The sequence below is a fragment of the Priestia endophytica DSM 13796 genome (assembly GCF_900115845.1).
GTDB lineage: Bacteria > Bacillota > Bacilli > Bacillales > Bacillaceae_H > Bacillus_I > Bacillus_I endophytica.
In genome coordinates this window covers 31734-44689 of the sequence record NZ_FOXX01000013.1, presented here as the reverse complement: position 1 = coordinate 44689, position 12956 = coordinate 31734, and the positions used below count along the sequence as shown (strand labels likewise).

Sequence of the window (12956 nt, the reverse complement as noted above, 5' to 3'; positions counted from 1 at the left end):
TGGATACCTTAAGAGAAATGAGCCTTATTTACGAGGTGTAACAAGGTACTATTGTTATCTAAGAAGAGTTAAAAAATAGAGATAATCTGTAAATGGTGTGTATAGATGAAAAAGAAGGCGTTTCTTATGAATAACTCAGGAAGAATAAATGAAAAAACGAAATTAATAGGGCTTTTAGCAACTTTAAACACTTATACATTTAGATAGGAAGATAAAAACGAGGGAAGAATATTCTTTCCTCGTTTTTATTTTAAAATAAATGAGTTTTCTTTTAGCTAATATTTTGTACCTTTTTCGTGTGAACAGCTAATGATTCTTGCCTTACCTTCTGAAAAATTCCTCTCTCAACAAAGGAAAGAAGGTCTTCAGCAATATTCCACGCATTTTCTTCAATCTTATATAAGTAATAAGCATCAGCTGTTTCCTCTAGCTTCTTACTCAGAAAAGAAAGCTCTGGATCAAGTGCATGTCCTAATTCATGACCAAAAACAATCCATCGATAGGAGTCTAAATGTTCAAGTGAGCCAAACATATGGCGACACTGAATTTCAATATCATGTTCAAATAGAAAAATTGAATTTGTAGAAGGAACATATTTTCCCCCTACACATCTTTTGTCCGGAAATTCATACTCAATGACAAGTTTTATTGTTGCATCATTTTGATTTATTAACGTCTCAAAATTCATTTCAACACTCGTTTCTTTCTTATAATAAAAGGAGGATTTTAATTAGTCCCTAACAATATATATCATATTGACTTCAAGCTCGCAATGTCCCTGTTCACACTAAATAGTTTGTTCTCTACACTATATGGCCCAAGAGGAGAGGTTATACAGGGCATTAGAAATTTATAAAGAAGTTAAGAAAAGATGCTTTTCTCCTTTATCGATTTTCTGAGTTGTTTCTATGTGGGCTAGTACGATATGATAAGAATTAAAACAATTTTTAAAGGAGTTTTTGTATGGAAAAAGTGGCAGATTACCTTAAAGAAGATCTTGATATTTTGTTTGTAGGTTTTAATCCTAGCATCCGTTCAGGGAACATAGGTCATCATTTTGCACATCCGAGCAATCGTTTTTGGACTATTTTAGAAAAAACTAAATTAACGCCAAGGAAACTTCACCCTACAGAGGATTATAAGCTTTTGGATTTTAACTATGGACTTACAAATATTGTTTCACGTCCAACAAAAGGAGCAGAAGATATTGCAAAAGAAGAATATAAAGAAGGAAGAGAAGAACTAAGAAGAAAGATTAAGAAATTCAAACCAAAGATTGCATGCTTCGTAGGAAAAGGTGTATATCAAGAATATCGGAATGAACGTAAAATACCTTGGGGAATTCAAGGAAAGGGAGTTGTTGAAGGAACGATCGATTTTGTTGCTCCTTCTTCAAGTGGTCTTGTAAGAATGAGCCTTGAAGATATTGTAGCAATATATGGAGAACTAAATCATATCTTAAAACATCTGCATTCGTGAAAACTATCACAAATATTGAAAGCAAAGTTTGCAAAAGTCTAATTTTTGCAAACTTTTGTCGCTTTCATTCGGTCTGTTTTCTTTAGTTAATATCTCATATAGTAAAAGCATAGGAGATAGCAGTAAAACAAAATGCATCAAGATAAAAGGAGTTGATTGCTATGTCCTTAGATCAACGAAGCTCAGCAATTCTGAGAGCGTTAACAAAATCAAGCTCTTGTATCTCTGTAGAAGAATTAATGAAGTTTGCCCACGTATCCAAGAGAACGATTTACTACGATGTTAAAAAAATCAACAGCTGGCTGCAAGAAACTGGCCTTTATCCTCTGCAATATGTAAGAGGAGCAGGATACTTTCTTGATGAAGAAACAAAGCGAAGTGTTGAAAAGGAGGAGATCATAAGAAGTTACGACTACTCTCCAAGAGAGAGAGTGGCCTGGACAGCTATTATTATCTTTATTAGAGAAAAAGAAATATATCTTCATGATTTAATGACGTATTTAAAAGTTAGTCGAAACACAATGCTTGACGATGTAAAAAAACTAAAAAAAATACTTTCATCGTCTCAATTAGAGTTACGCTCTTCAAAGATGACAGGTTATATCATACGTGGGGAAGAAGAACAGAAGCGAAAATCTCTTTCTTGTTTTTTACAAGAAATCATTGTGAAAGAAGGAAGAGAAGGATTTGAAGAAAAGTTAGCACACTATGCGCCATCTTTCTTAGAAGAGCTTACAACTATGTTCGCTCTTTTTATAGAAAGTGAACAAGAGCTCTCCTTAAAATTTACGGATGATGTTCTTTATATGCTTAGTGTTAACACGTTGCTTTTTTTAAAAAGAATGAAGCAAGGAAAATGGATAAAAATAGACTCTGTTGAGAAAAACGTGCTGCAAGAAACAAAGGAATTTCAAAGCGCAAAGACCATTGCTGAAAAACTTAGCAAAAAGTGGGGCATTCTTTTTCAAGAAGATGAAGTATATTACTTAACGACACACTTGCTTGGTTCAAAAGTTAATAATTACACAACTCATAATCTAGAAGAAAAAGATTTTTCTTTCTTTAGAACGATTGTAAGAAATATGGTAACAGATTTTCAAAAATATGCATGTGTAATGTTTCGAAATGAAAAGGAAGTAGAACATAACTTACTTATTCATCTTCGTCCAGCTTTTTATAGAGTGAAGTACGGGCTTCCAGTAGATAACCCGCTTTCACATACGATTCAATCTACCTATAAAGATGTTTATAACATTACGAAAAAAGTTGTCCATCATGTTGAAAAAGCAGCTCACAATAAAATGAGTGAAGACGAAATTGCCTATATTGCCATTCATTTCGGAGGATGGATGAGAAAAGAGGGAACAGTACCAGCCAAAAGAAAAAAAGCGCTCATTGTTTGTGCGAGTGGCGTTGGTACATCAAGGATGCTAGAAACACAGCTTTATAGTCTTTTTTCAACTGTAGATTTTCAAACAACGGTTTCTCTTAGAGAATATGAAACAATGCCATTCCATGTAGATTTTGTTGTCTCCACCGTCTCCATTCCAAACCGAGGTCGTCCAGTATTTCTCGTTAATCCGATTTTAACGGAAGGAGAAAAAGCAAGCTTACTAAAGAAAGTGAGTACAATCATTGAAGATGGTCATGTTCTATCTCATTCTGTCGAAGGAATTATGGATCTTATCCGCGAGCACGCTAAGATTCAAGATGAGAAGCTTTTATATCAAAAGTTAAAAGAACATCTATATCAACCTACTCTACATGGAAAAGGAGAAAGGAGTAAGCCTGTGCTGAGTGACTTATTAATCAAAGAAAATATTAATCTAAAAGAATCTCTTTCAAGTTGGCAAGAAGCAATTCGCCATGCTTCTATTCCACTACTAGAAAAGGGAGATATACAAGAAGAGTATATAAAAGCAATGATAAAAAATATTGAAGAGTTGGGACCGTATATTGTAATTACAACAGATGTGGCTATTCCACATGCAAGGCCCGAGCAAGGCGTCAACAAGCTGAGCATGAGCTTAATGACATTATCACAACCCGTTTCTTTCTCAGACAAAGACAGACATCGGGTTCGGCTTGTAATTGTTCTAGCAGCGATTGATAATGAAACCCATCTCAAAGCATTATCACAGCTCACCACACTACTTAGCGAGCGAGCAAATGTTGAAAAAATAATTAATACAGATTCAAAGGAAGAAGTCACCGATCTAATTACTAAATACTCAAAATAAAGGGAGAGATAAAAATGAAAAAAGTATTAGTTGTATGTGGAAACGGATTAGGAAGCAGTTTTATTGTAGAAATGAATGTCAAAAAAGCGCTAGAAGAACTTGGACTACAAGCGGAAGTTTCACATACCGATTTAGCATCAAGTAAAAGTGAAGAAGCAGATCTTTACCTTGGAGCTCAAGATATTGTTGAAAACTTAGAAGATGGAAACCGAAATGTTGTAGGTTTAGTTAATTTACTGGATCAAGAAGCCATTAAAAAGGCTCTTTCTGAAAACCTTTAAAAGTTAAAGAGGTAATAGAAGAAAGAAGTGGAGGGAAGCAGCATGGTTGATTTTATTATGAAAGACATTTTAGGAACCCCATCAATTTTAATTGGTTTGTTTGCCCTAGTTGGTTTGCTTTTGCAGAAGAAAAGTGCTGCAGATACGGTTTCGGGAACATTAAAAACGGTAATGGGTTTTGTCATACTAGGAGCAGGTGCGGCCGTTATCGAAGGTTCCCTTGGCGTTTTCAGGGGAATGTTTGAAAAAGCGTTTGCAATAGCGGGAGTTGTGCCAAACACAGATGCAATGGCTGCCATTGCTCAAAAGTCATTCGGAACAGAAACAGCTCTTATTATGGTATTTGGAATGATTGCTAATATTTTGATTGCAAAATTTACACCTTTTAAATACATTTTCCTAACAGGTCATCATACTCTCTATATGGCTGCAATGCTTGCTGTTGTCTTAGTAACAGGGGGCGTAACAGGTGTTCCGCTTGTTATTATTGGATCTCTTTTATTAGGAGCCATGATGGTTTTTTCACCAGCGATCTTACAACGTTATACAAGACAAATTACAGGCAGTGATGACTTCGCTCTTGGGCATTTCGGTTCATTTGGATACTTCATGGCTGGATTTATCGGAAAGCTTGTTGGAGATAAGACAAAAACAACCGAAGATATCAAAGTCCCAAAGTCGCTCGGCTTTTTACGTGATACTTCTGTAGCAATCTCCTTAACAATGGCTATTTTATTTTTAGTTGTAGCACCTTTTGCAGGTCCGTCTTTTATTGAAAGCGAGCTTAGTGGAGGAACGAATTTTATCGTCTTTATCTTCATTCAAGCCGTTACTTTCGCAGCAGGAGTATACATCGTATTAGCTGGTGTGCGAATGGCAATTGGAGAAATTGTTCCTGCCTTCAAAGGAATCGCAGAAAAAGTCGTTAAAGGAGCGAAGCCTGCTCTTGATTGTCCAACAGTGTTTCCGTTTGCTCCAAATGCGGTTATCATTGGATTTTTAAGCAGCTTTGCGGGTGGAATTCTTTCCGTTTTTCTTCTTCCGCTTGTCGGTTTAACTGTTATTGTTCCTGGGCTTGTTCCTCACTTTTTTTGCGGAGCAACAGCTGGGGTATTCGGAAACGCTACTGGAGGAAGAAGAGGGGCGATCATTGGGGCTTTTGTAAACGGTATCATCATTTCGTTTTTGCCAGCACTTCTCCTTCCAGTTCTTGGATCGCTTGGGTTAGAAGGAACAACATTTGGAGATACAGACTTTGGTATTATCGGTATTCTACTAGGCAAACTTCTTAGCTTCTTCGGATAAACGTGAAAGAAAGGATGAGAAAAGTGGCATACAAATTTTCTCCATCACTAATGTGTATGGACTTAACAAAATTTAAAGAGCAAATTCAGTGCCTAAACAAGAGAGCAGATTTTTATCATGTTGATATTATGGATGGTCATTACGTGAAAAACATCACACTCTCCCCATTTTTTATTGAACAATTAAAGAAAATTAGCACAATACCTATTGATGCTCATCTTATGGTAGAAAATCCAGCAGATTTTGTTGAATCAACAATTAATGCAGGAGCGGACTATATTAGCCTTCATGCTGAAACCATTACTAAGGATGCTTTTAGACTTATCTATCATATTAAAGACAGAGGAGCGAAATTTGGAGTTGTTCTAAACCCAGCGACTCCGCTTAGTAGCATAAATGAATATATTCATCTTATAGATAAATTAACGATTATGACAGTTGACCCAGGATTTGCAGGGCAAAAGTTCATTGCTGAAATGAAAGAAAAGATTAAGCTTGCTAGAGAGTTGAAAGAAACGAGAGAATATAACTATTTAATTGAAGTTGATGGATCTTGTAATGAACGGACGTTTAAAGAGCTTGCACAAGCAGGAAATGAAGTGTTTATTATTGGAACGTCGGGACTTTTTAGCCTAGATGAACAAATAGACAAAGCGTGGGATAAGATGTTGGAGATTTTTCAACAGGAAACAGCTTGTGTAAACAATAAAGGATAGATAGAAAAAATAGTATAAGAGCACGCTTTTTTCAAATACTAAAATAAAGTCATTTGAAAAGGAGCGTGTTTTATGCGTAAATATGTATTTATTTTTACTCTCTGTTCTTTTCTATTCATGTTTCTGACTCCTGTAACCTCATTTGGAGCTCCTGAAAATACGAATAATGAGGTGAAGCTAACAGAAGAGCAGCAAAAAGAGATTTCAGTGCTACAAAAAGAGCTGTTCACAAAGAAAAAGGAAATCATTACAAAATATATGGAATATGGAGTGATTTCAGAGAAACAAGGAAAAGAGATGCTTGCTCATATTGAGCGTCATTATGAAAAGAAAAAAGAACATAACTTCATGCCACCTAAACATAGACAACATTGCGAGCATGATAAAAAAGGAAGCTAAAAGCTTCCTTTTTTAAATATGTTGTCCTTTATACATATCATCTAACTGTTTTTCAAACTCTTCCGTAATTGGCTCATTTGAGTCATACTCTGGACCGCTCTTGATTCTGTCTTTTGAAAGGTTTATATACACTTTTCGAGTTTCCCAATTCACGTTTGTAATCCAGTTGGGGGATATAAGCACTTTTTTGCCAAACCAAAAGCTTTTTGTGTTAACAACAATATAACGAATTCTCCACGTATCTTCTTCCAAAATAAAGTCTTCTACATATCCAAATTCGCTGTCTGTTGCTTGGATAGAATAGCCAATGACTTCTACTGCACTGCGAAGGTGAGCTTCCTCATTAGCAACAGAAGTTTCAATTTCTTCAGTCTCGTTCTCTCTTTTTGAAATATCTTTTGGATACGAACCTTCTCCCCACAAACCTGTCATTCCCCAATAAGGAACAAATCCATAATAAGTAAGAAGCTCTCTTTCATGCTGACGAGAAATCGGCTTATGAGCATCAATATCAGGGCTGTCTTTTACCTGTTGCTTCGTTAAATTTACGTTAAAATATTTGTCATTCATATTAATAGCGTTCAAAGCAGCGGGAGGAATAAGTACGCTTTTACCTGGTAGCCATTTTTTTGTATTTGCTACAAGATAGCGTAGCGTCCATTTTTCATCATCAAAATAAATATCTTCTACTCTACCAAGTTCATCGTCTTTTGCTGAAAGGGTAAATCCGTGAATATGATCTGTGCTGTATAACATCCATATCACTCTCCTTACTTATCACTACCCTTAATATAAAAAATGAAACAAGTTGTAGAGAAAATTCGGAGAATAGTAGTTATAAATTCAAAAAAGATTCACCCTTCTTATTTTGTTTTTATTGTGGGAAAATTCACACCTAGTAGTGGCTAATGAATATCCTACTTTTGGAGGTGAATTTATGGGGTTTCGTTGTAACAACTGCAGAAGAAGAAGGGAATTTTGCTGTTGTCATTATAGATTCAGAGACTGGGAAGAGTTTGATTGTGGCTGCAATTATGATGATGGAGAGGAGTGTGGAACTTCAACACTTAGAGGCCCCCAAGGTCCACAAGGTCCCCAAGGAATAGGTCTACAAGATGTTGTTCCTTTTAATCCAAATCAAGCTCCTTTTTATCCTGAAGGTCAGCTTGTTACTTATATGGGAAGTCTTTATATTACAAACACACCTTCTCCAAATGGGTTACCAAGTACATCGCCAGATTATACATTAATTGCTGCAGCAGGAGTGCGTGGAGCAACAGGTGCGACAGGGGCAACAGGAGTAACAGGGATCGGTTTAGAGGGCGTTGTTCCATTTAATGCATCCGCTGCCTCAGGTTATTTAGCAGGTCAGCTTGTGACCTATAATGGAAGTTTGTATATAGCAGATATAGCTTCCCCAAGAGGGATACCGGGAAGTTCACCAGATTATACATTGTTGGCATCAAGGGGAGCGACAGGGCCAGCAGGACCAACAGGAGTTTCAGGAGCAACCGGGATTGTCCCTCTAAATGCTTCAAGCCCTGTCAACTAAACAGGTGACTTTACGTTAAATGCTAATGGAACGGTAACAGTAAACGAAACAGGGATTTATACTATTGATTACAGGGTCCAACTTGCTCAAGGATCTAGTGCAGCATTTATTGTGACAAGGAATGGAGCTACTGTTGCAGGAACAGGAGGGCAAGGTCTTAGTCCTAATACTTCAGCAGCAACTACAATAGCCCTTAATGCTAACCTGATTCAATTAAATGCAGGTGATATTGTAGGAGTTCAGCGACAGATAACAGGAACTACAGCCCCCGTAATTACAATCGAAAGTACGGTTGATGGAGTAACTTCTAATAGTAGTTATATTAGGCTTGTTAGAATTTTCTAAATGAAAATAGCGGACCCCACCTTCTATTTTTAACGAAGGAGGGGTTTATTTATATAAGGATATTTAAATTGTTTTTTTAGGAAGTTCTCACACTCCTCATTTTTTATTCATACATATATATAGGTAAATGCCCAGAAAGGAAAGGGAGGTAAAGTAATGGTTACAGTAAGTCTTTGTTTAATCGTGAAAAACGAGGAAAGTACGCTGCAACGCTGTTTAAATAGCGTGAAGGAAATTGTTGATGAAATTGTTATTGTTGATACAGGTTCAACAGATAGGACTATTGAGATAGCGGCACAGTTTACAAATAAAGTATTAGAGTTTCCATGGGAAGACGACTTTTCAAAAGCGAGAAACTTCTCTTTTCAGCAGGCAACAAAAGATTATATTTTATGGCTTGATGCAGATGATGTACTAAACGAAAAAGATGTAGAAAAATTTTTAGAATTAAAAAAGACGCTTTCATCTCAAGTTGATGCAGTAGTAATGGATTATTATCTTGATTTTGACGAATATGGAAATGTGGCAGGGAAAATAAAAAAATATAGACTTGTAAGAAGAATGGCAGGATTTAAATGGATTGGATCAGTTCATGAATATTTAGATGTTGAAGGTAAAGTAGAGAGTAGTAATATTTCGATTATTCATAAGAGTGAACGTCATAGTAAAGAGCGTAACTTGCGTATTTACAAGAATAAGCTTGCAAAGGGAGAAACATTTGAAGCGAGAGATTTGTACTACTTTGCAAATGAGTTAAGAGAAAATGGACTGTATGACAGGGCTATTTTCTACTATAATAAGTTTCTTAATACAGGAGAAGGATGGATAGAAGACAACATTTCAGCGTGCAGTAAATTAGCAGATTGTTATTTTGAGAAAGGTGAACATGATAAAGAGTATATAGCTATTTTAACATCCTTTATTTACGATATCCCTCGTCCTGAATTTTGCTGTAGATTAGGTTATTATTTTCTTGAACGTAATGAACTTAGAAATGCTATTTATTGGTACTATGTCGCAATTCAGCTTGAACTGTCAAATGAATGTAGCGGGTTTGTTAATCCAGCTTTTTCAACATGGTTGCCACATCTTCAACTTTGTGTCTGTTACGACCGATTACAGCAATATGATTTAGCCTATCAGCATAATGAATTAGCAAGGAAATTTCGTCCTGAAGATCCTCAAATTCTTCATAATAAACAATACTTAGAGGTAATGAAAGATAGAAATCTAACTTCATTAGGTGAGACATATGTCGGAATTTAAAAAAAGAGTATTAGTAGGAAGTCCTGTTCACCAAAAGCCTTCTATTTTGGAACCTTTCCTTCGTTCGCTCCAAAGACTTGCTTGCAATACGATTGATATCCATTTTTTCTTTATTGATGATAATGAGAATAATGAATCAAGCGCTATGTTAACGTCTTTTCAAGAAAAAAACCAAAATGTGAAAATTGAGTCATCACAACTTGCGGATGTGTACTTGCGCGACGAACATACACATTATTGGAACGATCGTCTCGTTTGGAAAGTTGCAGGTTTCAAGAATCATATTATTAATCATTGCTTAGAAGAAAAGTATGATTATTTATTTTTAATAGACTCAGATCTTCTACTTGAGCCAGAAACAGTGGAGCATTTGATTCAAACAGAAAAGGATATTATTTCAGAAGTGTTTTGGACTCGGTGGCAACCAAACACAGAACTCTCACCACAAGTGTGGCTTATGGATGAATATACTCAATGGGAGCAGAGACGTGGAGAAGTACTGACAGAGGATGAGAAATATAAACGCCACATGGAATTTATTAATAAATTGAAAGAAAAAGGCGTATATGAAGTTGGTGGGCTAGGAGCTTGTACATTATTAAGTCAAAAGGCGTTAGAAAAAGGGGTAAACTTCAAACAAATTAAAAACCTTTCTTTTTGGGGAGAAGACCGACATTTTTGTATTCGGGCAGCAGCTCTCGGTATTCCATTATATGTAGACACTCATATGCCAGCTTTTCATATTTATCGAGATTCTGATTTAGCATATGTTGATGAGTTCATGACGAAAGAAAAAACGCAGGTTTCAGCAAAAGAAGAAAAGAAAAATAAACTTACCCTTTCCATGATTGTAAAAAACGAAGGAAATCGTTATTTAAAAGAAGCATTAGAGAAGCATAAACAATATATCGATGAAGCCGTTATTATTGACGATGGCAGTACAGATAACACCGTTGATATTTGTTTAGAAACCCTTAAAGGAATTCCGATTCATCTTGTAAGGAACGAACACTCTAAGTTTTCAAACGAGATCGAGCTACGCAAACAACAGTGGGAAGAAACAATCAAGAGAAACCCAGAATGGATTTTAAACTTGGACGCTGATGAAATATTTGAAAGTGGATTTGCTACAGGAGTTAAAGAAATTTTAGACCAAGAAGAATTTGATGTAGTGTGTTTTCGTCTCTATGACTTTTGGAATAAGACCCACTATCGCGAAGATGAGTACTGGAGAGCTCACTTCGTATATCGTCCATTCTTAATACGGTATAAGAAAGATTTTAAATATATATGGAAAGAAACACCTCAACATTGTGGGAGGTTACCTGAGAACGTTTTTGAACTGAAAAGTATGTTGTCACAGTGGAGGATTAAACACTTTGGTTGGGCGGATAAGGAAGCAAGAGTTGCTAAGTATAAACGTTATGCAGAACTAGATCCTGAAAGTAGATATGGTTGGCATGAACAATATGTCTCTATTCTAGATGAGAGCCCTAATCTTGTAAGATGGACGGAATAACAACATGAGGTAATCAAAACGGTCATTTCCCATGAAATATGGTTACTTCTTTTTAAGATAGAAGGAACAAATTAAAAAGGCCCTATAGTATCTCGATAGGGCTTTTAAAATAAACAATAGTATATTTAGAATGAAGGTTCAGGTAAATTAATGACTTTACTGAACATCTTTTCTCTGAAAATAAAAGAGAGCCAAAATTAAGCAAAGGATAGAGGTTGCAAATATGCTCATATAGGATAAAAAAGCAGCGTATTGTTTGAAAAAGTGACCTGTTGTAATCACTTCAACAGCTGACCATGGGTAAAGAGCGCTATATTCACTTCCATAAATCATAACATTAACCATTGTAATCATAATCGTCATGATGATAGGCGCTACGTAATTTCGAATAAGAAGCGTCACTAAAATAATGGGCGTACTTAAAGAGAAGAGGAGAAGACCTCCGGTTATAAATTCTATTAAAGAACGCAGCCAAACAGCAATACTGAAATCGTCTAAATTTGCGATAAAGCCAAAAATAGTAGCTGTAAGAAAGGACACAAGGGTAAGCGTTAAAATCCATAAAAGTAGTAGGAGCAGTTTGCTGAAAACAAGATTAACTTTTGAAACCGGAATGGTTAGTAAGTTTTTTAAAGTTCTTTCTGCATATTCACGATTAAAAAGGTACGTTGTAATGACACCATAAATGGGCACACCAATGAGCATTAAAATATAGAAATTAACATCTGTAAAAAAAGCTTTGAACAAAAACGTCTGATCAGAAAATTTGTGTTGTTTTACAAGCGTTGACACAAATGTAATAAAGGGAGCGGCAACAGCGCCAAGAAGACTAATAAAAAACATATAGGAACGCTTAAGTTTCAAAACTTCTGTATAAAGAAGATTAACCAATTGTCCCACCTCCTACAAGATTAATAAAATAATCTTCAAGATGGTCTTCACTAAGCTTCATCTGAAATACATCAACATTGCCTAAAACCAATTCCTTATTAATAAGATGCTGTTCATAAAGATGTGAATAAACGCGAATTATTCCGTCTTCATGAACTTGATAGCGAGAAATCCCTAGCTTTTCTTCTAAAATATAAGCTGCTTTACTTTCGTCTGAGACATAAAATTCTATATGTTTCTTGTTTAAGGTATGAAGCTTATCCATATCAAGTTCCTCTAGCAATTCACCTTTATGAATAATTCCAATCCGGTGTGCAAGTTGCTCAACTTCAAATAAAATATGACTTGAAATTAAAATTGTAATATTCCGTTCCTGGGCTAGGGATATAATAAGTTTCCTCATTTCTTTAATACCTATAGGATCAAGTCCATTTGTTGGCTCATCTAAAATAAGAAGTTCAGGTTCATGAAGAAGGGCACGAGCAATGCCTAAACGTTGTTTCATACCAAGCGAATATTTCCCAACAAGCTTCTTTGTTTCTTTTTCTAATCCAACTGTTTCTAGGGCCTCTTCAACTGCTCTTTTTTTATGAATTCCTATAATTCGGGCGTTAATAAGGAGATTTTCTCTTGCTGTAAGATTTTCATAAAAGCCAGGTGTTTCGACAATAGCGCCAATCCTTGTAAGCAGTCGCTTTTTATTTCGAAGAAGTGTTTCCCCGAAAAGTTCAATTTCACCTTCAGTTGGTTTTGTTAACCCCAAAAGCATTTTAATTGTTGTTGTTTTGCCAGCTCCGTTTCGTCCTAGAAAGCCGTATATTTCGCCTTTTTTAACGGTCATATTAAGGCGATGAACGGAAACTTGCTCTCCATATTTTTTCGTTAAATTTGTAGTTTGAATAATTGTACTCATACGTAAGCCTCCCTTTTTTATAGCAGATCTTTATTGTAGAAAGAAAACGT

Annotated in this window: 14 protein-coding genes; 10 read left to right on the top strand and 4 right to left on the bottom strand. The window is 35.7% G+C overall.

The genetic code is table 11. From position 1 onward, the window contains the following. Positions 1 to 271 precede the first annotated feature (271 nt). Positions 272 to 688 carry a hypothetical protein gene (locus tag BM012_RS19985; RefSeq protein ID WP_061802571.1) on the bottom strand — a complete coding sequence of 139 codons (417 nt, stop codon included), beginning with the start codon at positions 686 to 688 and terminating at the stop codon, positions 272 to 274. A 275-nt stretch (positions 689 to 963) separates the two neighbouring features. Here BM012_RS19985 and BM012_RS19980 point away from each other — a divergent pair, with 275 nt between their 5' ends. The 6 genes from BM012_RS19980 (at position 964) to BM012_RS19955 (ending at position 6420) form a co-directional block, all read left to right on the top strand. Next, the gene (locus BM012_RS19980) at positions 964 to 1479 is read left to right on the top strand and encodes a mismatch-specific DNA-glycosylase (protein WP_061802572.1); all 516 of its coding nucleotides are present in this window, start codon (positions 964 to 966) and stop codon (positions 1477 to 1479) included. A 161-nt stretch (positions 1480 to 1640) separates the two neighbouring features. Further along, positions 1641 to 3719, top strand: a complete 2079-nt coding sequence (locus tag BM012_RS19975) for a BglG family transcription antiterminator (RefSeq protein WP_061802573.1) — start codon at positions 1641 to 1643, stop codon at positions 3717 to 3719. Between the two features lie 14 nt (positions 3720 to 3733). Further along, positions 3734 to 4000 carry a PTS sugar transporter subunit IIB gene (locus tag BM012_RS19970; protein WP_040061066.1) on the top strand — a complete coding sequence of 89 codons (267 nt, stop codon included), beginning with the start codon at positions 3734 to 3736 and terminating at the stop codon, positions 3998 to 4000. Between the two features lie 42 nt (positions 4001 to 4042). Beyond that, positions 4043 to 5305: a PTS ascorbate transporter subunit IIC gene (locus BM012_RS19965; protein ID WP_061802574.1), complete on the top strand. Its 1263-nt coding sequence runs from the start codon at positions 4043 to 4045 to the stop codon at positions 5303 to 5305. Between the two features lie 23 nt (positions 5306 to 5328). Then, positions 5329 to 6021, top strand: a complete 693-nt coding sequence (alsE, locus tag BM012_RS19960) for a D-allulose 6-phosphate 3-epimerase (protein WP_061802575.1) — start codon at positions 5329 to 5331, stop codon at positions 6019 to 6021. 72 nt (positions 6022 to 6093) lie between these two features. Then, positions 6094 to 6420: a YckD family protein gene (locus tag BM012_RS19955; RefSeq protein ID WP_061802576.1), complete on the top strand. Its 327-nt coding sequence runs from the start codon at positions 6094 to 6096 to the stop codon at positions 6418 to 6420. A gap of 12 nt (positions 6421 to 6432) precedes the next feature. Here BM012_RS19955 and BM012_RS19950 read toward each other — a convergent pair whose 3' ends face one another. After that, positions 6433 to 7176 carry a PRC-barrel domain-containing protein gene (locus BM012_RS19950; RefSeq protein WP_061802577.1) on the bottom strand — a complete coding sequence of 248 codons (744 nt, stop codon included), beginning with the start codon at positions 7174 to 7176 and terminating at the stop codon, positions 6433 to 6435. A 181-nt stretch (positions 7177 to 7357) separates the two neighbouring features. On the opposite strand from BM012_RS19950, the gene BM012_RS19945 reads away from it, so the two are divergent. The 4 genes from BM012_RS19945 (at position 7358) to BM012_RS19930 (ending at position 11102) form a co-directional block, all read left to right on the top strand. Next, complete coding sequence (locus BM012_RS19945; protein WP_061802578.1) at positions 7358 to 7972, top strand: hypothetical protein; 615 nt, start codon at positions 7358 to 7360, stop codon at positions 7970 to 7972. Positions 7973 to 8083: 111 nt separating this feature from the next. Next, positions 8084 to 8317 carry a hypothetical protein gene (locus tag BM012_RS19940; RefSeq protein ID WP_061802579.1) on the top strand — a complete coding sequence of 78 codons (234 nt, stop codon included), beginning with the start codon at positions 8084 to 8086 and terminating at the stop codon, positions 8315 to 8317. A gap of 156 nt (positions 8318 to 8473) precedes the next feature. Beyond that, positions 8474 to 9583, top strand: a complete 1110-nt coding sequence (locus BM012_RS19935; protein WP_061802580.1) for a tetratricopeptide repeat-containing glycosyltransferase family 2 protein — start codon at positions 8474 to 8476, stop codon at positions 9581 to 9583. Next, positions 9570 to 11102, top strand: a complete 1533-nt coding sequence (locus BM012_RS19930) for a glycosyltransferase family 2 protein (RefSeq protein WP_061802581.1) — start codon at positions 9570 to 9572, stop codon at positions 11100 to 11102. The genes BM012_RS19935 and BM012_RS19930 overlap by 14 nt, the downstream gene beginning before the upstream one ends. 156 nt (positions 11103 to 11258) lie before the next feature. On the opposite strand, the gene BM012_RS19925 is transcribed toward BM012_RS19930, so the two are convergent. Continuing rightward, entirely contained in the window at positions 11259 to 12002 is a 744-nt protein-coding gene (locus BM012_RS19925; RefSeq protein ID WP_328586497.1) for an ABC transporter permease, read from the bottom strand. Next, positions 11986 to 12906, bottom strand: coding sequence for an ABC transporter ATP-binding protein (locus BM012_RS19920; protein ID WP_061802583.1), 921 nt, complete (start codon positions 12904 to 12906; stop codon positions 11986 to 11988). Before BM012_RS19920 ends, BM012_RS19925 begins: the two co-directional genes overlap by 17 nt. Positions 12907 to 12956: the final 50 nt, after the last annotated feature.

Excerpts from the sequence above, each read along its gene's own strand:
- BM012_RS19980 (WP_061802572.1), top strand. The coding sequence starts at position 964 with ATGGAAAAAGTGGCAGATTACCTTAAAGAAGATCTTGATATTTTGTTT.
- BM012_RS19950 (WP_061802577.1), bottom strand. The coding sequence starts at position 7,176 with ATGTTATACAGCACAGATCATATTCACGGATTTACCCTTTCAGCAAAA.
- BM012_RS19975 (WP_061802573.1), top strand. The coding sequence starts at position 1,641 with ATGTCCTTAGATCAACGAAGCTCAGCAATTCTGAGAGCGTTAACAAAA.
- BM012_RS19935 (WP_061802580.1), top strand. The coding sequence starts at position 8,474 with ATGGTTACAGTAAGTCTTTGTTTAATCGTGAAAAACGAGGAAAGTACG.
- BM012_RS19965 (WP_061802574.1), top strand. The coding sequence starts at position 4,043 with ATGGTTGATTTTATTATGAAAGACATTTTAGGAACCCCATCAATTTTA.
- BM012_RS19955 (WP_061802576.1), top strand. The coding sequence starts at position 6,094 with ATGCGTAAATATGTATTTATTTTTACTCTCTGTTCTTTTCTATTCATG.
- BM012_RS19930 (WP_061802581.1), top strand. The coding sequence starts at position 9,570 with ATGTCGGAATTTAAAAAAAGAGTATTAGTAGGAAGTCCTGTTCACCAA.
- BM012_RS19970 (WP_040061066.1), top strand. The coding sequence starts at position 3,734 with ATGAAAAAAGTATTAGTTGTATGTGGAAACGGATTAGGAAGCAGTTTT.
- BM012_RS19985 (WP_061802571.1), bottom strand. The coding sequence starts at position 688 with ATGAATTTTGAGACGTTAATAAATCAAAATGATGCAACAATAAAACTT.
- BM012_RS19920 (WP_061802583.1), bottom strand. The coding sequence starts at position 12,906 with ATGAGTACAATTATTCAAACTACAAATTTAACGAAAAAATATGGAGAG.
- BM012_RS19945 (WP_061802578.1), top strand. The coding sequence starts at position 7,358 with ATGGGGTTTCGTTGTAACAACTGCAGAAGAAGAAGGGAATTTTGCTGT.